This window comes from Bacillus sp. FSL K6-2869 (assembly GCF_040869405.1).
GTDB lineage: Bacteria > Bacillota > Bacilli > Bacillales > Bacillaceae > Bacillus > Bacillus altitudinis.
In genome coordinates, this window is record NZ_CP152035.1 from 2033596 (window position 1) to 2055459 (window position 21864).

22 protein-coding genes are annotated in these 21864 nt (G+C 40.7%); 8 read left to right on the forward strand and 14 right to left on the reverse strand.

The window, feature by feature from the left end; genetic code table 11:
• Positions 1–118 precede the first annotated feature (118 nt).
• Positions 119–1069 (forward strand): bile acid:sodium symporter family protein, encoded by a 951-nt coding sequence (locus MHI58_RS10340; protein ID WP_045034993.1) that lies wholly within the window; start codon positions 119–121, stop codon positions 1067–1069.
• A 31-nt stretch (positions 1070–1100) separates the two neighbouring features.
• Here MHI58_RS10340 and odhB read toward each other — a convergent pair whose 3' ends face one another.
• The 7 genes from odhB to cdaS all read right to left on the reverse strand — a co-directional run bounded on the left by odhB (position 1101) and on the right by cdaS (position 11343).
• Complete coding sequence (odhB, locus tag MHI58_RS10345) at positions 1101–2357, reverse strand: 2-oxoglutarate dehydrogenase complex dihydrolipoyllysine-residue succinyltransferase (protein ID WP_045034994.1); 1257 nt, start codon at positions 2355–2357, stop codon at positions 1101–1103.
• Positions 2358–2371: 14 nt separating this feature from the next.
• A complete protein-coding gene (sucA, locus tag MHI58_RS10350) occupies positions 2372–5206 on the reverse strand; it encodes a 2-oxoglutarate dehydrogenase E1 component (RefSeq protein WP_017359494.1) in 2835 nt (944 codons plus the stop codon).
• Positions 5207–5430: 224 nt separating this feature from the next.
• Positions 5431–7347 carry a nitric oxide reductase activation protein NorD gene (locus MHI58_RS10355; protein WP_045034995.1) on the reverse strand — a complete coding sequence of 639 codons (1917 nt, stop codon included), beginning with the start codon at positions 7345–7347 and terminating at the stop codon, positions 5431–5433.
• An 11-nt stretch (positions 7348–7358) separates the two neighbouring features.
• Positions 7359–8237: an AAA family ATPase gene (locus MHI58_RS10360; protein WP_008346487.1), complete on the reverse strand. Its 879-nt coding sequence runs from the start codon at positions 8235–8237 to the stop codon at positions 7359–7361.
• An 89-nt stretch (positions 8238–8326) separates the two neighbouring features.
• Entirely contained in the window at positions 8327–8905 is a 579-nt protein-coding gene (locus MHI58_RS10365; protein WP_045034996.1) for a superoxide dismutase family protein, read from the reverse strand.
• Between the two features lie 77 nt (positions 8906–8982).
• Positions 8983–10314 (reverse strand): LysM peptidoglycan-binding domain-containing protein, encoded by a 1332-nt coding sequence (locus MHI58_RS10370; RefSeq protein ID WP_056408581.1) that lies wholly within the window; start codon positions 10312–10314, stop codon positions 8983–8985.
• A gap of 402 nt (positions 10315–10716) precedes the next feature.
• Positions 10717–11343, reverse strand: coding sequence for a sporulation-specific diadenylate cyclase CdaS (gene cdaS / locus MHI58_RS10375; protein WP_024718575.1), 627 nt, complete (start codon positions 11341–11343; stop codon positions 10717–10719).
• A gap of 266 nt (positions 11344–11609) precedes the next feature.
• On the opposite strand from cdaS, the gene MHI58_RS10380 reads away from it, so the two are divergent.
• A complete protein-coding gene (locus tag MHI58_RS10380; RefSeq protein WP_045034997.1) occupies positions 11610–12974 on the forward strand; it encodes an MATE family efflux transporter in 1365 nt (454 codons plus the stop codon).
• 21 nt (positions 12975–12995) lie between these two features.
• Here the strand turns inward: MHI58_RS10380 and bshB2 are convergent, their stop codons facing one another.
• From bshB2 to rarD, 4 genes are all read right to left on the reverse strand, one after another.
• Positions 12996–13661, reverse strand: coding sequence for a bacillithiol biosynthesis deacetylase BshB2 (bshB2, locus tag MHI58_RS10385; protein ID WP_024718573.1), 666 nt, complete (start codon positions 13659–13661; stop codon positions 12996–12998).
• 17 nt (positions 13662–13678) lie between these two features.
• Positions 13679–14029: a YojF family protein gene (locus tag MHI58_RS10390; RefSeq protein ID WP_024718572.1), complete on the reverse strand. Its 351-nt coding sequence runs from the start codon at positions 14027–14029 to the stop codon at positions 13679–13681.
• Entirely contained in the window at positions 14026–14307 is a 282-nt protein-coding gene (locus MHI58_RS10395; protein ID WP_008346472.1) for a hypothetical protein, read from the reverse strand. The genes MHI58_RS10390 and MHI58_RS10395 overlap by 4 nt, the downstream gene beginning before the upstream one ends.
• Positions 14308–14385: 78 nt before the next feature.
• Positions 14386–15288 carry an EamA family transporter RarD gene (gene rarD, locus MHI58_RS10400; RefSeq protein WP_024718571.1) on the reverse strand — a complete coding sequence of 301 codons (903 nt, stop codon included), beginning with the start codon at positions 15286–15288 and terminating at the stop codon, positions 14386–14388.
• A 95-nt stretch (positions 15289–15383) separates the two neighbouring features.
• Here rarD and MHI58_RS10405 point away from each other — a divergent pair, with 95 nt between their 5' ends.
• Positions 15384–15857: a spore gernimation protein GerT gene (locus MHI58_RS10405; protein WP_024718570.1), complete on the forward strand. Its 474-nt coding sequence runs from the start codon at positions 15384–15386 to the stop codon at positions 15855–15857.
• A 40-nt stretch (positions 15858–15897) separates the two neighbouring features.
• Here MHI58_RS10405 and MHI58_RS10410 read toward each other — a convergent pair whose 3' ends face one another.
• Together MHI58_RS10410 and MHI58_RS10415 are read right to left on the reverse strand one after the other, a co-directional pair.
• Complete coding sequence (locus MHI58_RS10410) at positions 15898–16116, reverse strand: hypothetical protein (protein WP_003215921.1); 219 nt, start codon at positions 16114–16116, stop codon at positions 15898–15900.
• 75 nt (positions 16117–16191) lie between these two features.
• Positions 16192–16524 (reverse strand): winged helix-turn-helix transcriptional regulator, encoded by a 333-nt coding sequence (locus MHI58_RS10415; protein ID WP_008346466.1) that lies wholly within the window; start codon positions 16522–16524, stop codon positions 16192–16194.
• 141 nt (positions 16525–16665) lie between these two features.
• Between MHI58_RS10415 and MHI58_RS10420 the strand changes: the two genes are divergently transcribed.
• The 3 genes from MHI58_RS10420 (at position 16666) to MHI58_RS10430 (ending at position 19217) form a co-directional block, all read left to right on the forward strand.
• A complete protein-coding gene (locus MHI58_RS10420; RefSeq protein ID WP_017359679.1) occupies positions 16666–17283 on the forward strand; it encodes a nitroreductase family protein in 618 nt (205 codons plus the stop codon).
• A 237-nt stretch (positions 17284–17520) separates the two neighbouring features.
• Positions 17521–17739 carry a DUF3311 domain-containing protein gene (locus MHI58_RS10425; protein WP_017359680.1) on the forward strand — a complete coding sequence of 73 codons (219 nt, stop codon included), beginning with the start codon at positions 17521–17523 and terminating at the stop codon, positions 17737–17739.
• Positions 17724–19217, forward strand: a complete 1494-nt coding sequence (locus MHI58_RS10430) for a sodium:solute symporter (protein ID WP_041507073.1) — start codon at positions 17724–17726, stop codon at positions 19215–19217. Before MHI58_RS10425 ends, MHI58_RS10430 begins: the two co-directional genes overlap by 16 nt.
• 40 nt (positions 19218–19257) lie before the next feature.
• Here MHI58_RS10430 and MHI58_RS10435 read toward each other — a convergent pair whose 3' ends face one another.
• Positions 19258–20643, reverse strand: coding sequence for a S41 family peptidase (locus tag MHI58_RS10435; protein WP_045034998.1), 1386 nt, complete (start codon positions 20641–20643; stop codon positions 19258–19260).
• Positions 20644–20794: 151 nt separating this feature from the next.
• Between MHI58_RS10435 and MHI58_RS10440 the strand changes: the two genes are divergently transcribed.
• On the forward strand, positions 20795–21493 hold the full coding sequence (locus MHI58_RS10440; RefSeq protein ID WP_045034999.1) for a class I SAM-dependent methyltransferase: 699 nt from the start codon (positions 20795–20797) through the stop codon (positions 21491–21493).
• Between the two features lie 92 nt (positions 21494–21585).
• Entirely contained in the window at positions 21586–21837 is a 252-nt protein-coding gene (locus MHI58_RS10445; protein ID WP_045035000.1) for a hypothetical protein, read from the forward strand.
• Positions 21838–21864: the final 27 nt, after the last annotated feature.

Genomic DNA, 21864 nt, shown 5'->3' on the forward strand with positions numbered 1-21864 from the left:
TTTTTTATTAGTTTACATAATAATATTATGAGCACCAGATGTAAAATCATAGGTTGTTTTTTCAGAAAATTCATTTAAAATAGAAAAGATATGAAAAGAAAGAGAGTTGAATGATAGTATGAAGACCCTTTTACACATTAGTCACTTTGCAGGAAGAACATTTGCTATATGGGTCATTGTCTTTGCTTGTCTAGGCTTTACTTTTCCTGCGGCATTTTCTTTGATTGGACCTTATATCCCTTTTTTACTTGGCATTATTATGTTTGGCATGGGGCTGACGCTGTCTTCTGAAGATTTTAAAGAGCTTTTTAGAAAGCCTCTTTATGTATTGATCGGGGTTTTAGCGCAGTATACACTGATGCCACTCATTGCATTTTTATTGGCCTATGGGTTACATTTGCCTTCTGAAATCGCTGTTGGTGTCATTCTCGTTGGCTGCTGTCCAGGCGGGACTGCATCCAATGTAATGACCTTTTTGGCGAAAGGAAATACGGCCTTATCCGTTGCCGTAACAACGATATCGACACTACTTGCTCCCATTTTGACCCCTGTTTTCATTTATATCTTTGCAAAATCTTGGTTATCTGTATCACCGGGTGCTTTGTTTTTGTCGATTGTCCAAGTTGTCTTAATTCCGATTATTTTAGGGGTCATCGTCAAATTGTTTTTTAAAAAACAAGTGACGTATGCTGTACAAGCACTCCCGCTTGTATCTGTGGTTGGCATTGTCGCCATCATTGCAGCTGTTGTCAGCGCAAATAAAGAACAGATTCTGCAATCTGGACTGCTTATTTTTGCCGTTGTTGTTTTACATAATGCTCTTGGTCTATTATTGGGTTACCTCATTGCAAAATGGTGTAAAATGGACATTCCTTCTCAACGAGCAATTTCAATAGAAGTAGGGATGCAAAATTCTGGACTTGGCGCAGCCCTTGCAACCGCACATTTTTCTCCACTTGCCGCCGTTCCCAGTGCCATTTTTAGCGTATGGCATAATTTATCTGGCTCTTGGCTGGCAACATTTTGGTCAAAAAGAGGCTACCCAGAAAATAAAGACCAAAAAAGCTAGTACCCTCATCGGTACTAGCTTTTTCTTTCGATTATCCTTCAAGCAATAGCTGTTCAGGATCTTCAAGTAGATTTTTAATCGTGACAAGGAACCCAACAGCTTCTTTACCATCGACAATACGGTGGTCGTATGAAAGAGCTAAATACATCATTGGACGGTTTTCAAAGCGTTCTTCATCAATTGCAACAGGACGAAGCTGAATTTTATGCATACCTAAAATTCCAACTTGAGGACTGTTTAAAATTGGTGTTGAAAGCAGAGAACCAAATGTTCCTCCGTTTGTGATCGTGAATGATCCACCTTGTAATTCATTGAGCGATAATTTGTTATCTCTTGCTTTTTTCGCAAGATGACCGATTTCTTTTTCAATTCCAGCAAATGATAGTCTGTCTGCATCACGGACAACTGGTACCACAAGCCCTTCATTGGCGGCTACAGCAATACCGATGTCATAGAATTTTTTAATGACAAGCTCATCACCTTGAATTTCTGCGTTGAGAAGTGGATATTTTTTAAGTGCTGCTACCACTGCTTTTGTGAAGAAGGACATGAAGCCCAGTTTCACATCGTTTTGTTCAAGGAAGGCATCTTTGCGACGCTTTCTTAGATCCATGACAGCTGTCATATCGACTTCATTAAATGTTGTCAGCATCGCTGCCGTTTGTTGAACTTCAACTAAACGTTTTGCAATGGTTTGTCTGCGGCGTGACATTTTTTCACGCTCAACTGGTTTCCCTGCTTGATCATTTTGCACCGCAGCATTTGCTTTTGGCGCGGCTTTCGGTGCACTTGCAGGAGCTTCATTCTTTTGGTAAGAAGCTACATCCTGCTTTCGTACCCTGCCCAGCGGATCTACGGTTGGAATCTCAGATAAGTCTAACCCCTTCTCTCTTGCTAGTTTTCTAGCTGCTGGAGAAGCGATCGTTCTGCCATTACCAGATTTCGGCTCTTCTTTTGCTGCCTCTTCTTTTTGTTCAGCTGCTGGTTCTTCTTTCGAAGCTGGTGCAGAATCTTGCTCAGGTGCTGGAGCTGCGGACTCGCTTCCGCCAGCTTCACCTGCTGCAATCGTTCCGATGACTTCTCCAACTTGGACAGTGTCACCAGAATCTTTCAGTACTTCTTTTAGAACACCAGATTCTTCAGCTGTCAATTCGACATTGACTTTATCTGTTTCAAGTTCTAACAGGTATTCCCCCTGCTCAACATAATCGCCCGGCTGTTTTAGCCATTGAGCAATTGTTCCTTCCGAGATTGATTCCGCTAGTTCAGGTACTTTAATTTCCGCCATTTTTCATTTCCCCCTTAGTTTTTGCGAGTCAAGCTATCAGATACAATTCGTTCTTGTTCTTTTTTATGAACAGTTGGATCACCCTCAGCCGTACTTGAACGTCTTCTGCGGCCGATGTAACGTACTTTTACTTTTTCAGATGCAATTTCACGTAAATATGGCTCAATATATCCCCAAGCGCCCATATTTTGCGGTTCTTCTTGCACCCATACGATTTCTTCTAAGTTCGTCAGTTTTGATAAAATGGCTTTAATATCTTTGGCTGGGAATGGATATAATTGTTCCACTCTCGCAATATGAAGCCAATCTTTTGAGTCTTCCATTTGAGTAAAACGATCACTAATATCGATCGATACCTTCCCGCTCGATAGCACAAGGCGTGTTACTTTTTCATGATCATGCACAAGGCCCGGCTGTTCAAGAACTGGACGGAACTGTCCATCTGTTAGTTCTTGGACTTCGGATAATGTGTTCGGGTTACGAAGCAGACTCTTCGGTGTCATGATGACAAGAGGACGAATCTCTTCACGAAGCAGCATTTTCGCCTGTCTTCTAAGAATATGGAAGTATTGAGCTGCACTTGTCAGATTCGCAACTGTCCAGTTATTCTCAGCAGCTGATTGCAAGAAGCGTTCTGTTCTTCCACTAGAATGTTCTGGACCTTGTCCTTCATATCCATGTGGCAAGAGCATCACAAGCCCTGACTTTTGTCCCCACTTGGCGCGGCCTGCTGAAATAAATTGATCAAAATACACTTGAGCCGCATTTGCGAAGTCTCCAAATTGAGCTTCCCAAATCACTAATGTTTCAGGAGAATAGACATTATAACCATATTCAAACCCGATGACAGAGCCTTCTGACAGTGGACTATTATGGACTGTAAATGATGCATTTGCATCACTCAGTTCATGAAGAGCAATGAATTCATCTCCCGTTTGACTGTCGTGAAGAACAAGGTTTCTTTGAGCAAATGTGCCTCGCTCAGAATCCTGTCCGGTCATTCGAATCGGCGTACCGTCTTTTAATATAGATGCAAATGCCAGTGCTTCACCAAGTGACCATTCCACTTTGCGATCATCTGTAAACACTTTTGCACGTTTTTCAAGGATCCGCTTTAGCTTACCGAATACTTGGAAGTCTTTCGGCCAGCTAATTAATTCTTCATTCAGCTTTCTTAATACATCAAACTCTACAGATGTATCAACTGCAGGGAAGCCGTTAGATACAGGCTCTGGCAGTTCGATTTCTTGAATCGTATGTTCTTTCTTTGAAGGCACTTTTTTATAAGCTTCTTCAATTTTTGCCGTGACAGCCTGCTCAATTTCTTCTCTTTGTTCTTTTGACAGAAGGCCCTCAGTGACAAGCTTATCTGCGAAGATATTCTTGACCGTTTTGTGCTTTCTGACCGCATCGTACAGCATTGGCTGAGTAGTAGATGGCTCATCCATTTCGTTATGGCCATATCTGCGGTAGCCAATCAAGTCAATTAAGAAATCCTTTTTAAACCGTTTTCGGTATTCTACCGCCAGCTGAACAGCTGCTAAACAAGCTTCTGGATCGTCTGCATTGACGTGAACAATTGGAATCTCGAAACCTTTTGCAAGGTCACTAGCGTATTTTGTTGAACGAGATTCATTGCTTTCTGTGGTAAATCCAATCATATTGTTGGCAATGATATGGATCGTTCCCCCCACTTGATAGCCGACTAATTGACTTAAATTTAATGTTTCTGCGACAATTCCCTCTCCAGGAAATGCAGCATCCCCATGAATTAAGATGGCTAACGCTTTTTCAACGTCTTGAACTGGATAGCCTTTTTGAGTACGCGATTCTTGAGCTGCACGAGTGCTTCCTTCAATAATCGGGTCAATAAATTCCAAGTGACTTGGGTTATTGGCAAGTGTGACTCTTGCACTCTTTGTATCTTCATCTTTGATTTGGCGGTCAGCACCGAGATGATATTTTACATCCCCTGTCCATCCGTAGCTGATGCCGATAGAGCCTTCTGATGGTACAAGCTCTTTATTAGGCGCATGCTGGAATTCTGAGAAAATGATCTCATATGGCTTTCCTAACACATGTGCTAATACATTTAAACGGCCTCTATGTGCCATTCCAATGTTAATATTTGAAGTCCCTTGTGTAACAGACTCGGATATAATTTCATCAAGTACTGGAACAAGTGCGTCTAATCCTTCAATAGAAAAACGCTTTTGTCCAACAAATGTTTTATGAAGGAACTGCTCAAATTGCTCGACTTCTGTTAATCTTTTGAATACAGAAACTAGTTTATCTGCTGGTTTTTTCTTAAATAATTCACCAGACTCAATAGATTTAGAGAGCCAGTTGCGCTCTTCGAAGTCATGTACGTGATCAAACTCAAATGAAATGGTACGCTTATACGTATTTCTCAAATGGTTAATGGCTTCTATGCCGTTTGAAATGTGTTTAGGTGCATCTGGACTAATAATTGATATTGGAATATTCTTAACGTCTTCTTCAGTTAAACCGTATTCCTTTAATGGAAACAGCTCTTGTAATTCCTTTTCTTTGCGAAGAGGATTGACGGAAGCATTTAAATGGCCATACGTTCTGATGTCTTCTGCCAGTTTAACGACTGATGCTATCTTTTGGATTTGTTCAGAAGTAACTACGCTATTTTCTTTTTTCCCAATTTCCTCCTTCATTTCACTCGGTGGTGCACCAAGTTCATCAAATATGCCTCTTATGTCTTCATCAACACTAGTAGGATCCTGGACATATTGATCGTAGAGCTCGAGCACGTAGCCGAGGTTCGGACCATGAAATTCTTCCCAACTCAACGGTTGTTTCACATCATTTTGAAACATTTTGAACACTACCCCCAACTTTGATCATCAAGTGATTGAACACTATCTCGATATAACTTCCAGAACACAATGACCAAATTTATGTAATAAAACGCTTCCAATCATATTCTACCACTGTTTCGGATTACTTTCTACATTCTTTGTTCAATTAAAGATAAAAAATTCAAAGAAAAACAAAAAATTTAAATCATTCCGAAAAATATTTTAAAGAAAGGGGCAAAACCTTATGCCCCAATGCTTTTATGCAGCAATTTCTTGAGTAATGGATATAGCACATCTGGCAATGTATCGACATCCGGTACAAAAATGCTGAACTTGCCATACATATCTTGGATCGTTTTCATCTGCGCCTCTTCAATCGGAGAATTGGATAAAAACACATTGATGACTTCAATTCCCTTTTTTCTCGCTTCGAGAACCGCTTCATGTGTATCCACGATCCCATTTTGTTCGTAGCTGAATGCAGCCGGCTCTCCGTCTGAGAAAACAATGAGGAACTTTTGCTCTTCTCTTCGTTTTAAAATCATTTTTGTCATTTGGCGAATCGCATAGCCGTCCCGGTTATCCTCTTCTGGCTCAAGTGACATAATGGATGGTCCTGCGTCAAATAAGGAATCTTTGAACGATACGACGGTGTTAAAGTAGTTCGGCTGACTTGTTTCAGTTGCGTCATTTGTATCTTCCCAGAATCCTACAATTTGATGAGGTACCTGCACTGATTTTAAAGCTTCATGAAACAGAACAATCCCTTTTTTTGTCTCATCCATCTTGTCAAACATACTCGCAGAACAGTCAACTAATAAAGTGAACACAGCATCAATTTGAGAAGATGGCGCTTGTTTTTTATAAAATAGTCGAGGATTGGACTCTGTAAAATAACGAATGAGCTTTTTACTGAGACGTCCTGCATGAAGATCTGTTTTTGGCCATGATTTTTTATGCTCAAGTGTTTTTTGAATCATTTGTTTTAAGCGTTTCTGATAAGGCTCGATTGCCTTTGCGTGTTGCTTGTACACACCTACTTGCTCTGGTGAAGGAGGTTCTGGTGAAATCATGACTGGAAATGCATATTTGTTTTCTTTTCCATTCTCATGCGCATCTGCCCCGCTTTCTTCTCCTTCTGCCTCTTCTAGTGCTTCAAGCTTTGAATAGTCTTTTCGATGGGTTTGTTTGGCTGAACCTTGAACCGTTCCAAGCGCCTGATCTCCATCGTCACCTTCTCTTGCCGCATCTTTACCGAGATCGCTTTTACCACCGTGTTCTAAATCAAATTGAAGGAAACTTTTAGATGGTGCTTCCGTTTCTCTATGCCATACTTCCATATATTCATTATGGATGTCTTCATCCCCCTCTTTTTCCCGATCGACTTTTATATCCTCACTTAATTTAGGCTTTCTTTTGAGGTCATGGAAAAGCGGTTCTTTTGCCGCTTTTTCATAGTCCAATTCTGGGAAGAAAAAGTATGTGTTCAGCATATCCTTTTCAAGGAGCTCATCGAAGCCTTCTGTCAATTCCTTCACAATGATGGCGATATCAGATGTCGAGCGTGCGTCATATACACGTTCAAGACTTGACTCAATAAACGGAATCATTGGATCTATCCGCTCATGAAGGGGTGGAATTTCTTCAAGCGGAGATTCGGCTGTCAGCTTCACGTATATCGCACAAAAGAGTGCATCTGTTAAAATACTGCGCTCTTGGTTAATCGTTAATTGTGTTTTAAAGTGACGTCTGTAAAGCTCTCTTCTCCGTTTAAACACCTTTTTTGTTCCTGGGCGGTCACGTTTAATCCGCTCTTCAATGCGGATATCTTCAAACAGCATAAACAATTGTTTGCACACATCAGGAATGGATAATGTGTGGGCATAGCGAATGATGTCTTCAAATACTGTAAGATCGCTATACACTGTCCCTACTGCTCGCAGGAACACATCACTTTTTAGGCCTGCCATCATATCCTCTTGATGACGATCATCCCAAAAATGGCTGATGAAAATTTTCTTTTCAAACGGTTCATAGTACGATTGAACACCGTATTCAAGCTCCACATCATCACTTTTGGCAAGTGTTTTGGCTAAATCCGTTAATTCCATAAATAGAAATGAATCGATTCTGCTGTCATTAAATTTGATGAATTTCAAAAGTCAGAACCTCACTCGAATAATGTTTGAGCGATATTTCTTACCGCTGCTTTTTCCCGGTCATCTTCTAGCTTCTCTACAATTCCTCGTTCAATTGCACGAAGCGGCGGGATATATTGCGCAAGATCACATGTATCTAACAGTGCGCGAATGGATGCGGCTTCTTCACTGACCTGTCCATTGTGTGCTTGGACGATGAGATCTGATGAGAGCTGTACGAATTGATCGATTAAACGCTCATCCTTTAATACAGATTGAGTGTGCAGTACTTCTTTTAAAATGCCACCGCCAATGTAAGGAACTTCAATGACGACAAAACGGTTTTTCAGCGCTTCATTGAGCGGCACTGTCCCCACATACCCCTCATTGATTGCTGCAATCACGCCAAAGCCTTCTTCTGCTCTAACGACTTCACCTGTAAATGGGTTTGTCATCATTTTTCTGTAATCAAGCACACCGTTTAAAATAGGCAGTGTTTCTGGTTTTGCCATGTTGATTTCATCAATATATAAAAGGTGTCCTTTTTTCATTGCTTTTGTAACGGGACCTTCAATGAATTCTATAGAAGCAACTTGTCCATCATTATGGATGGTTTTATAGCCAATTAGACTTTCTGCATCAAGGTCAACTGAGCAGTTTACACTGTGCATCGGCTGTTGAAAAAACGCGGATAAAGTTTCTGCTAGTTTTGTTTTACCTGAGCCCGTCGGTCCTTTTAACAGAACATTTTTTCCTAGGGCAAGTGCAATCATGGCATCTTGAATAATAGACGTATCTTGTGATTCATAGCCGCTTGTTCCGATAAGCGGACGAAATTCTTCTTCGAGAACTTTTCCTTTTGCTTCGATCATTGCTTGAATTTCTTCTGGGAGTGCTGGTTGGTTAAACATATATGATTAATTCCTCTCTTCGATCATTTTCCTCACCAAGTATACTAAAAAAACCTTTATGCACTCAATACATAAAGGTTCGTCTTCTGTTATTTTACCATTTCTTTTGTGATGGCTCCGCAAGCAATGCGTCTCCCTGAGTTGCCAGAAGGGTTGCTTAAGTAATCATCTGCTTCTGCATGGATGATGAAACTTCGCCCGTTTTGATCAACCAATTGATTCGGGCCTCCTTTGACCGTCACATTCGGAACATTCACAACGACGTCAATTTGACCATCTGCCCCTACTTCTAAATTAGGCATATCTCCAGCATGATGCCCTTTTGGGTTGTCGAAGCCATGCTCTCTATGGGTCGGATTAAAGTGAGCCCCCGCCGTTTCAAAATCTGGCGTTTCACATATTCCTGTTTCATGAATATGAAAGCCGTGAGGACCTGGCGGCAGTCCTTTCGCTTTCACATGCAGATCCAGCCCATTTTCTGAGGACTCTCTTATTTCAATGCTCCCTATTTTTTGCCCGCTTTCGTTTATGAGTGACGTTGTGACTGGTGCTTGTTTAGGTGCGGCAACTTCTCTTGTTTCTTCTGTCGTTTCTTTTTTCGGCGGTGCATGACATGCTGATGCGGTAAAGATCAAACATATCATGATCATCCACACTGACTTTTTCATTTATGACTGCCCCCTTTTGTTATCAGTATGGACAATCACAGCATTGGGCAAACAAAAAAAGCCGAAAATCGGCTTTTTTAGAAGAAACGTTTCGCACCTAGGTAGGCTTTTTTCCAATAAGGATTGCTTAAGTTTGAAATTCCTACTCCGCTGTCACTTGCATGAAGGAAATCTCCTCCACCTAGATATAGTCCCATATGAGAAGGACCTGCTTTGTACGTTGTGAAATAAACAAAATCTCCAACTTGTGGTGTGCTGACAGGCGTCATCATATTCCAGTATCCTGCTGTACTCAATCTAGATACTGATGAAACCTTATTAATGAGATAGTAAACAAAGCCGCTGCAATCGAATCCAGCTGGTGTATTGCCGCCCCATCTGTAAGGTATGCCTGTGAGCTTTTTACCTTCTTGAATCATTGTCGTGATTTTTGCATTCATTGGAACGTCATTTTTATTATTGTTGACCGGTGTTGTTGAACCGTTTGACGTAGAACCATTAGATCCAGTTGAACCGGAAGCTGTTCCGTTGATTTTTAATACTTGTCCAATTCTAAGCACATCACTTTTCAAGCTGTTTGCTGTGCGGATTGATTGAACCTGCACCTTAAACTGATTCGCAATTTTCCATAATGAATCACCTGATTTAACCGTATAAGATGTGGTTTTACTACTTGAAGACTGATTGCTGTTTGAAGGCGTGCTAGGTTGAGCAGGTGCTTTCGGCTGACTTGGTTTTGACGTTACCGTTCCTTTTACCTTCAATACTTGATTTGGATAAATCGTATCAGATTTTAGCGAGTTCAATGTTTTAATTTCACCAATCGACATATTTAACGAATTGGCAATTTTCCAAAGTGAATCGCCTAATTTGACTTTATATGTACTAGATGCTGATGACGAACTATTAGAATTCGTTGATTTGTTACTTGAGCCAGAATTAGATGTTGAGTTTGAATTTGAGGACTGGCTGCCGCTCGTTTTCGTCGTTCCAGACACTTTCAGCTTTTGTCCAGGACGAATGAGGTCACTGTTTAAGCTGTTCAAACTTTTCAAACTTGCAACTGACATTTTGTGATTCTTCGCAATCAGCCATAATGAATCCCCAAGCTTGACTGTATAGCTAGATGTTGTTGAAGCGCTTGATTTCGTTGCTTTTGAACTTGTTGATGAGCTGGATTTTGAACTTTTTGCACTAGGAATCTTTAAGCTTTGTCCTGCAAAAATCATCGTCGTTTTTAATTGATTAAGAGATTGAAGTTCCGAAATACTTGTGTTGTACTGTTCGGCAATCTTCCAAAGTGAGTCACCGCTTTTCACCTTGATCGTCTGTGCTTCTGCCGGTGCAGCAATAACAGCTGAGCCTGCGATCGCTGAAACTGTGAGGCCGGTTACTACTTTTTTCTTCATAGATGAATCTCCGCCTTTCATGATTTCGTCCCATAAGACTTATGTACTAGTTTTGAGTTTAGCATTTAATGGTTCTGCTTCTCTTGCACTATTTTATCTTTATTTCTATTATATTACTCGACATGAAGACGTTGGGCAATACTAAATAGGTTAGAGCAGCAAACTCAAAATGCTAAAACAAAGCCATATCGTTTCTATCGGCTGTTTGCTGTATTTATAAACAATTTTTAAGGAATTTTTAAGTTGACGTTTAGAAATTTGTCAAAACAAGCACGTTGCTAGTTTCATAGTTCTATTCTACATGACAAATTTTTCTGTATCAAATGACTTTTTACTTAATTGCCTGTTTTTTCTCCTCAATAAAAAAAGCACCCTTCCCAATGAAGAATGCTGTGTTCATGTTTACTTTCTGATTTCTTGATCTTTTACAGTTAACGGATAGAGGACGCCTTCTTTCGCAAACGACATTTTTCCTGTTTCTTCTGATACCACAAGAACAAGGGCATCAGTCATGCCAGAAAGTCCAATGGCTGCCCGGTGTCTTGTCCCAAGAGAAGGGCTGACTTTTTTTGAGGTGAGCGGTAGGACATTTGCAGCGGAAACAAGCGTGTTTTCTTTTACTAAAAGGGCGCCATCATGAAGTGGGTTTCCAGGATAGAAAATGCTTTCTATTAATGATGCGCTAATTTTCGCATGGAGGTTTGTCCCTTTTTGTATATAATCCTCCACCTCATCTCTCCTTTGAATCACAATCAGTGCGCCATGCTTTTGTTTTGATAAGTTCTCAATGGCTAAAGAAAATTGAGCAAAACCTGGTGTGAATTCTTCCATATATGCTTGTAAATAAAACGAGGAAGCCTCTGCATGCATTTCATTAAACTGATCATGCAATGATTCGAGTTCACAAAGAAGGCATTGTTCCGTCTGGTCAAGCGAATCGACGATTTTCCTTGCATCCATCATAATTTGCGTCAAATGAGATTTCATTTCTAACTTAAACATCGCTTCTTCATTTGTGCGATTGATCATCTCACCATATCCCTCCTTCTTTCGCTTGTGTCATAAAATAACAAATTGTGCACATTCTATTTGTATGGAGGTGAATTCAATATGACCATTCAAAAAGTGATTCAATATGCTTGCAGCATTTTAGGTGTTGTCAGTCTTTCTTTTATTTATGCCCAAATGTTCAAAAAAACGAAGCCCTGAAAGAAAAATAATCCGACGGAGAATTGATTTTTTTACATAGCGTGATATAATTCCTCTCGTTATTTCTGTTCAGAGAGGAACTTATGATGAGAGAAACGAATAGCATTCGAGCAAAGTTGGCACAATTTTTAACCATATTGATTCCGATTTTAATTACACAAGCAGGTCTTTCGCTCATCACATTTTTAGACACGGTGATGTCTGGAAAAGTGAGTGCAGAAGACCTGGCAGGTGTAGCGATCGGTTCGAGCATTTGGACACCTGTTTATACTGGTCTTGCTGGTATTTTAATGGCTGTTACCCCTATTGTAGCTCAGTTAATGGGCGGCGGCCGCAGGGAAGACGTTCCTCGTGCAGTCTTCCAGGCCATTTATTTATCTTTTCTTTTAAGTATCGTGGTGATTGCCATTGGATCGTTGTGTGTTCCTTTTATTTTAGGGAGACTTGGGCTTGAACCATCCGTAGAAACCATTGCCCGTCATTTTCTCAGCTTCCTTGCTATTGGGATCATCCCGCTTTTTGGTTATTCAGTCATGAGATCGTTCATTGATGCATTAGGAAAAACACGTGTGACGATGTTCATTACGTTAACCGCACTTCCTATTAATTTTGTTTTAAATTATCTCTTTATTTTTGGAAACTTTGGGTTTCCAAAGCTTGGCGGTGCAGGGGCAGGTCTTGCATCTGCGCTGACGTATTGGGCGATTTTCATCATGAGTATATGTATTGTCATCAAAGCCGAACCGTTTGCATCCTTTCGGTTGTTTCAGACATTACCTCGTTTTAACGTCTCCCGAATGGGTCAAATACTGAAAATCGGTATCCCTATTGGGTTTGCAATCTTTTTTGAAACAAGTATTTTTGCAGCTGTCACGCTTTTAATGGGTCACTTTGATACCGTGACAATCGCTAGTCACCAAGCAGCGATGAACTTTGCTTCTATTTTATATATCCTGCCGCTTAGTATCTCAATGGCTTTAACGATTGTTGTAGGTTTTGAAGCCGGTGCCATGCGTTATAAAGACGCAAAAAGCTACAGCTATATTGGTATTGCAACAGCTGTTTTGTTCTCATTATGTACCGCAGCACTCATCTTGTTATTTAGACCTGAGATCGCTGGTTTATATACAACTGAATCAGCTGTTTTACAAATGACACAGCACTTTTTGATGTATGCGATCTTTTTCCAGCTGTCTGATGCGATCGCTGCACCCATTCAAGGGGCTCTGCGCGGCTATAAAGATGTGAATTATACACTGATTGCTGCGTTTGTCTCTTACTGGGTCATCGGCCTTCCAGCTGGCTACTTGATTGGCACGTATACCTCATTTGGAGCGTTTGGTTATTGGATTGGTCTGATTACTGGGCTTGCCGCAGGTGCCATCGTCCTATTTGTTCGTCTCAGGTTGATTGAAAGACGTATGCATTCTGCAACAGGAAAAGGCAGCTGACTGAAGTCAGCTGCCTTTCATTTAGTCATTCCATTGATACGTCCAGAAAATTTCTTCATCAAACCATTTTTGAACGACTGGTTCTTTGTTTTTCAACTTTTGTTCAAGCTCTCTTAGCATGCCTTCTGTTTGTGTTCTATGCGCTCTTAGTGCATTTAATTTGATATCGGCTACATCAGTAATATCAATCACAATATCGGCATTTCCTAGCACTTCTTCTCGATTTTTCGTAATGGCCATGCAGTATGTGACAGGACGGTCTTCTTTTTTCTTGCGGTATAGAGCACGAATGACCGCTTCACCTGTCGCGTCATGATCAGGGTGTACACCATGACCTGGATAAAATGTGACAATAAGGGTTGGTTTCACTTCATCAATAATACTTTCCATCACATCCGCTAAATACTCATCATCTTCAAATTCCAACGTTTTATCCCGAAGACCAAGCATTCGCAAGTCTGTGACATCCATTTCTTTACATGCATTGATTAATTCCTGTTTTCTTAATTCAGGAAGTGTCTCACGGTTAGCATATGTTGGACTTCCCATATTTCTTCCCATTTCTCCAAGTGTCCCGCATGCATACGTCACTGGAATTCCACGTTTTCTGCTTTGCGCGATGAGCCCTGCGACCCCGAAGGATTCATCGTCGGGGTGAGGCAGCATCACAAGTACATGTTCGTTCATCACTGTTCCCCTCTCTCCTACACCTGAAATGGTGTTTCACTAATTTGTAATGAGATCGCTAGTTTTCCGTCTGGCAGATGTCCTGCTAACAGCAGGCGACCTTTTTCATCAAACACGTAATCGGTTAAACCTTCTGCGTAAATCCAGCCATCTTCTGTTTTCATTCCGACTCGGTATGGACCTTGTCCTTTTATTTTAGCCTGTGAATAGACGACTTTTGCGTTGCGGATATACGCCACGACCGTCATATTTTGCTCATTCACATGAGCTGAATAAGAACCAGTTGTCGTTTCAAGATGAACGAAGACTGGCCGATTTAAAAACGATTCAAGATGTGCTGTGACATCTTCCGTTTGAATTGGTTTCATGAGTGGTTCCTTCCTTCATTTTGAATTAGTTCTCGCAGCTTTTTTGTATGTAAGCTGATCAGCTGTAGTTGATGACCCTGTTCAATCGTGCTTTCTAAAATTCTTTCCACAGCGAGTACATACTTTTGATGCAATGACTTTCTTGCGCGAGGATGGGTGCGTGCATCAAGCAAATCATCTCGTATCGCCTCGTGTAATGAAGTCATATCCACTACATCAAGCTGCCGATTTTTCCATAAAGATTGATAAGCGTGTGCAAGCTCATCGACTGATGACATGAGATCACCTCTACAGTTTTGGTAACAACTTATTATGACATGATCCGCCTGCAAAAAAAAGCAAACTGCTTCGTCTCTTTAATGAGAATTCGCTGTTTTTTTCATTCGCAGTTGAGAGGTTGTAAATAGTAAAATCGCCACCCAAATACAGAGGAATGTCACGATTTTTGCTGCAGATAAGTGTTCGTGATACACAAACAGCCCCAAAAAGAGTGTAATGGTCGGTGCAATATACTGCAAAATACCAACTTGATATAAAGGAATTCTTTTGGCTCCTTCAGAAAATAAAAGAAGCGGTACAGCTGTAAAGACACCTGCAAAAAATAATAGCCCAAGAGAGCCGAAGCTGCTCGGATTCATCGTGACAACAGGTTCTTTTAAGAAGAAGAATAAGTAAACAAGCGCAGCTGGTGCAAGAAGCAGTGTTTCAATGGTTAATCCAATGGCACTCGTAAAACTCATTCTTTTTTTAATCAGTCCATAAAACCCAAAACTAAAAGCCAATACGAAAGCCACGACAGGAAATGAGCCGTACTGAACAGTTGAGATGATGACCCCAGCTGCAGCAATGAGAATGGCGGTGGTTTGCATTTTATTCAGTCGTTCTTTTAAGAAAATGATGCCTAGTAAAACTGATACAAGCGGATTAATATAATACCCTAAACTCGCTTCCAGCATAAGATCGTGATTTACAGCCCAAATGTATACATACCAGTTGACCGAAATTAAAATAGCCGATAAAAGTAATGAAAAAAGTGCTTTTCCATCTATCATCAGACCTTTCACAGTCTGCATCGCTGGACGGACTTGCTTTAAATATAAAAGAATACCGCACATAAAAACAAAGGACCATACTATTCTGTGCGCTAAAATTTCGCCTGACGAAATATGCTCCATCAGTTTCCAATATAATGGGAACAATCCCCATAATGTAAAAGATGCAGCCGTATATAAGACACCTTTTGATTGTTGTTCGTTCAATCTAACCATTCCTTTCTAAACCTATCGTATATTATAGCACGCACATCACTTTATGGGCATATACTAATTCAGGGCATTTAGAAAGGATGATTTGCATGTTTGACTGGAACCGATTATTCCCTTTTCAAAAGCAATTTTCAAAAGAAGCGTTAAAAAATTCAGATCCTAAAGACGTTGAGCAATATGTCAATCAAGTCATGGAAAGTGTTTTCGGCTCCAATTATTCTGCTCAATTCCCCTTTCAGGATCCGCTGTCTCAGCAGCAGAAAACAAGAGAGACAGACGATAAAAAAAAGAAAGAGCCGAATGTTGAAGTATTTGAGACGACAGATCACGTGTTTGTCAAAATAGAGCTCGATCGTCCGAACACGGAAAAGGTAAAAATCAAACATACAGCCAATCTGCTGTTTATTGATCATTTTCCTGAAGAGAATAAACAAAAGAAGGTTGTCCTGCCTGCTGCTGTGAAAAGAAAAGGAACGAAGGCTTCGTATCAAGATGGTATTTTAGAAATTATGTTTTTAAAGCATGATGATCCAGGCATTTCTGAAATTGATATTCCATTATAAAAAGCCTGCTTTGAAATGGAAGCAGGCTTACTCTTTTTTCTTAATAATATGGTGGATATCCGCCGCCATAAGGTGGTGGAACAGGCGGTGGTGGTGGCGGGTAATATGGACGAGGATAATTAAAAATCGCACTTCCTAGAAATCCGCCAAGCAGTCCGCCGACTAAAGGAGCGCCAAAACCAAAAAACAAAGGGACTCTAGATTCATATGGCGGAATGCCAGGGGCACCGCCTCGAAAATACGGAGTATGAGGGTACATGCTTTTCTCCTCCTTTGTCATGTGCCTAACATCAGCATATTCATTAGGAGACAAAACGTTTGGGCAAACCTAAAACTAGGCTTGCTCCTTTTTCACATGAGATCCAGCATACTCCCCTGCCCAGCGCGATACTTCTCCGAACACACCATGTAATGCACTCCCTTTTTCGGTTAGACAATAGATGACTTTGACTGGCGTTTCAGGAAGTACAGTGCGCTTTATGATTCCTTCTTGCTCAAGCTCTTTTAAGCGTTCTGCGAGCATTTTTTGACTGATGGATGGAATAATGTCCGTCAGGTCTTTAAACCGCTTCGGACCGTCAAGCAATACATGAATGATGAGACCATTCCACCTTTTGCCAAGAAGCAAAAAAGCTTGCTGAATGTTTGGACATAATTGAAATTCCATATATTTCAGCCTTTCTTTTCATAATCGTTTGACAAACTAACGGTATACAATTTAAAATATATCTCTAGTTACAATAAGTAAGTTTCTCACTTTTTTATTTATTGTACCATACTATTTGCAAAAACGGGAGGAAATATCCATATGGCGAGCGATCAAAAAACGATTGACATTTTAAAAGAAAGAGCTTCAGTAAAAGAGTATGATACAACTCATGAAATGACAAAAGAAGAGTTAACAGAGCTTCTTGATATCACAACAAAAGCACCATCTGCTTGGAACCTTCAGCATTGGCATTTCACTGTTTTCCATAGTGCTGAATCAAAAGCAAAACTTCTTCCAATTGCTTACAACCAAAAACAAGTCTCTCAAGCATCAGCTGTGATTGCTGTGCTAGGTGACCTTGAAGCCAATCTAAAGGGTGAAAAAATCTACAGTGAGCTAGCAGAACAAGGCTTCATCACAGAAGATATTAAAGAAACACTGATGACGCAAATCAATGGTGCTTACCAAAGCGAGCAATATGCACGTGAAGCTGCGTATTCAAACGCTTCGTTAGCTGCTATGCAGTTAATGATTGCGGCGAAAGCAATGGGATATGATACATGCGCAATGGGCGGTTTCAGCAAAGAAGCGTACGTGAAAGAATTCAATGTGAGTGGTCGATACGAACCAGTGATGTTGATTTCTGTCGGGAAAGCAGCAAAAGAAGCTCACAAAAGCAATCGTTTTGACATCGAAGAAGTATCTGATTTCCTATAAAAAACGGCACAGTCTCAGCGTCATGCTGGGGCTTTTTTATTTGCTCTAAATATTATTTTTCCATACTTATTTTCAAGTCTTCCTTTCTCATTCTTCAGTATTTACCTCTTTTTAAAAATGAAAGCGTTATATTAGTATGATATTCATAAAAATGATTGTTTTTTCTGAAAATGGTCTTGTGATCTAATCTGACAACTGCTATTATTATGAAATTACAAAATATTAGAGGAGGAAAACATGAACAAAAAACTGATACTGGCGCTACTCATCGCGATTCCATTCATTGGACAGCTTGCACTGCTCCCCTTTGTGAATCGTATTCATCCATTTGTCATCGGGCTGCCTTTTTTCCACTTCTGGCTCTTACTATGGATTGTACTCACACCCGTTTGCACATTTATCATTTACAGGATGCAACATTCAAATGGAGGAACTGACGAATGCAAGGAAACTTAACAGCTTTATTGATTACTGCAAGTATCATTTTCATCGTCGTGGTCATCGGTTTTGCCGCTGGTCGTGATAAATCATCAAGACAATCAGTCGAAGAATGGTCTGTTGGCGGGAGAAAATTTGGCGGGCTTCTCGTCTGGTTCCTTGTTGGCGCAGACTTATATACTGCTTATACCTTTTTAGGGCTCACAAGTACAGCTTATACAGCGGGAAGTGTTGCTTTTTTCGCTATCCCCTATTCAGTTCTTGCTTATTTTATTGCGTATTTCTTCTTACCAAAACTTTGGACGGTTGCAAAAAATCACAAGCTGACAACACTTGCTGACTATGCACGTGAGCGATTTGACAGTAAACTGTTATCTAGTTTGATTGCCATTGTTGGTGTACTCATGCTCATTCCATACATTTGTCTTCAGCTAAGCGGGATTCAAGATACGTTAACTGTCGCTGGAACGAGTTATATTAATGTGAATGCAGTTGTTATGATTTCATTTATTTTAGTTGCACTTTATACATTTTTCAGTGGTATTAAAGGTCCTACATATACAGCCATTATTAAAGATATTCTTGTTTGGGTGATCATGCTCTTTATGGTCGTTTCCCTCCCGATTATTCATTTTAACGGCTGGACACCAATGATGAATACGTTAGCTAAGGAAGCTCCACAGCTTCTGACGATTCCTGAAAGCGGCCCTAAAGGCATTTTGTGGTTTATTACCGCATCAGGTGTTTCTGCACTCGCATTATTTATGTGGGCTCATGCAGCAACTGGTGTTTTCACAGCCAAAAGCGCAGATGCCATCCGTAAAAACAGTATGTTTTTACCTCTTTACAACATTGTATTGATTTTGGTCATCTTCCTTGGCTTCATTGCCTTTTTAGTCTTACCGGAAGATACAAATCCAAGATTTGCTCTTCTTCATTTAATTCAGACGTCATATGGCGGCGTGATGCAGGGGCTTGCGTATTCAACGATTGCACTTGCTTCTCTCATTCCATGTTCGATCATGGCCATTGGGGCGTCGAATTTATTTGCCAATAATTTGTACCGTGATTTAATCCATCCAAATGTGTCACCTAAACGGTTAACGATCATTACACGTTCGATGGTATTTATCGTGATCGGTCTTGCTCTTTTATTCGGTATGCTGTTCCCGACTGCGCTCGTCACGCTTCAGCTGATCGGTGTTTCTGGAATGGTTCAAATTTTCCCAGCCATTGCCATCAGCTTGTTCTGGAAAAAACAATCGAGAGAAGCAACGATTGCGGGGCTCATCGTAGGAATTATCGTGACCTTTACAGCGAATATGACACAAATGACATTCGGCCTTTATGAAGGCTTTCTCGGTTTACTAGCAAACGTTGTGGTCATCTTGATATTGAATCCATTCTTCCAGAAGAATGTCACATCTAATTCTGTGACAAGTGATTTGTTTGAAAAGAATGGGAAAACAACGGAACCTGTGGCTAACAAAGCGTAACACAAGAAAAAAAGCAGTCCCCTGATGAGGACTGCTTTTTCTATTTCATTTCTTTTTTCAACACTTCAATGGCTTTTTTCATTTGCGTATCATTTTTCTTGAGCTTATCTTGGATGTTTGTCATCAGTACCGTCGTTGTGTCCCCTGTCAGAATACCATCAGCCTTTAGATCGTGATCTGATTGGAACCTTTTCACGACCGACTGGAATGCTTGATCATATTCTCCATTGGCTTTTGCTTTGTAGCCAAGCGCTTGGAACATTTTTTGAGCCGCTTTGACTTCATCTCCATCATCATTCAGTTGATACGTCTTTTTCGGACTTAAGTATGGCAGCTTCGCATAACTCGGCAGAGATGCTTTCACCTGTGGCTCAATTCCTTTTTTGTGAATCCAAGACCCGTCTGGTGTCAGCCACTTGGCAATGGTTAATTTCACACTAGAACCATCATTGTAGCTTTGGGCATTTTGAACAGTCCCTTTACCAAATGTCTTTTCTCCAACAAGTTGAATGCTAGAGGATTGGTGCAGAGCTGCCGCCATGATTTCAGCAGCACTCGCTGAACCGCCGTTTACAAGAACAACTGTCGGCTGATGAACTTTGCGTTCTTTTTCCGCTTTGTACACTTGTTTCTTTCCTTTTTCCTCAACCTGCATAATGACTTTTCCTTTATCGATAAAGTCATTGCTCATTTCAATTGCTTCTGTCATAATGCCGCCTGGATTATCTCTCAGATCAATGACAAAACCTTTTGCCCCTTTTTTCTCGAGGTCATCAATCGCTTTATCTAACTCTTTAGACGTGGTTTCAGCAAAAGACGTGATTTGGATTTCGCCTATTTTATCTTTTGTTAGTTTTGCATACACCGTTTCAAGTGGAATCGTATCTCTTGTGATTGTCACATCCACATTTCCAACACCTTGTCGGTTCAAATGCAGTTTGACATCCGTTCCTTTTTTCCCTCTGATAATAGAAACGGCTTTATTCACTGACATGCCTTTTGTACTTTTACCATCCACTTTTAAAATACGATCATGAGGTTTCAAACCAGCTTTTTCAGCAGGAGAGCCTTTAATCGGTGCGACAATTAAAATTTGTCCATCCTTCTCTTCTACTTGTGCACCAATTCCTTCAAATGAAGATGAAATGGTGTTGTTAAACCCTTCGGCTTCCTCCTGATCCATATATGTAGAGTATGGATCATCAAGTGATGCAATCATGCCTTGAATCGCACCGTCTACTAGTTTTTGATCATCCGTTTTTTCGTAATACTCGTTTTTTACCTTCGTATATGCAGCCATGAGTTTACTAAACTTCTCATCTCCTGAAACGCTGACAGCACCTTGTTTTGTGATCACAAATGTAATCGCTGAGGAAAGTGCTGCTGTCACCAGAATGGCTATCACGAACTTGAATTGTTTTTTCAAAAAAACACCACCTTTATCTCCTTTCATTATTATCAAGGACGATTCTTCATCCGTCAACCAAAGGATCAAACTTCTATTTGAAAAGATAAGCCATTTAGCCCTGCAATGCATAATCTTTAGAGAGAAACATGATAAAGAAAGAAGGGATTCCATGAGTGACTATGTAGAAATGCTTGCCTATTTTGGTGTATCAGGTGCCCATCCTGGTGGAATTGAGCTAACTAAAACGATGATTGAGCATCTCAACCTGGCGTCTGACGATCGTATACTGGATGTTGGATGCGGCACAGGACAAACAGCCGCATATCTAGGACATTTAGGTTATGAAGTAGAGGCGATTGATACACACCCTTTGATGATTGAAAAAGCCAATCTGCGATTCGAGCGGGAACAACTACCTTTCCGTGCACAGCAAGCATCGATCGAACACCTGCCATTTGCAGATGACTCGTTCTCTCTACTGATCAGTGAATCTGTTTTAAGCTTCACCCATTTACCTGCTGCGCTTGCTGAGATAAAACGGGTGCTTGCTCCTGGAAAACAATTGATCGCAAATGAGGCTGTGTTAAAAGTGCCGCTTTCCTCAGAAGAACAGGCAGCCATTCGGGAGTTTTATGGGTTTCACTCCCTCTTTTCATTTTCTGAATGGAAAAAACAGTTAGCGTCCGCAGGATTCCGTGACATTCAGATTCTCTCATTCGATGAGCACATGGTGCAGGAGGAGCCGACCGAAATGGAATTATCAGATCAAATACCACCTTCTCTTTATGATACATTGCAGACACACTATGACCTGATTCAAACACACCGAGAACATCTGAGTCACCTTGTATTTGAATGTACAGTATAAAATGAGCGAATCTCCTATATGTTTTGTCCAAACTCTATGAAGTCTTTCGCATAGGATAAGAGTGAAAAGAGTTTGTCATAAGGAGGAAAAACATGGAGCGCTACTACAAACTTTGTCAGCAGCATATGGGGAAAGTAGCTAGAATTACTGATCGTCATGGCAGAGTACATGTTGGACGTATTGAGCGGGTGACAAACCGCAAAGTTTATATCCGACCAGTCGGCGGGTCCCGCGGGGGCTTAGGATTTGGCTATTACGGAGGTTATTATGGCTGGGGTCCAGCTTATGGCATTGGACTCGGTTTTATTACCGGCTTCGCATTAGCAGGTTTGCTCTTTTTTTAAAACGGCGTATAAAAGAAGGCCTCCCAG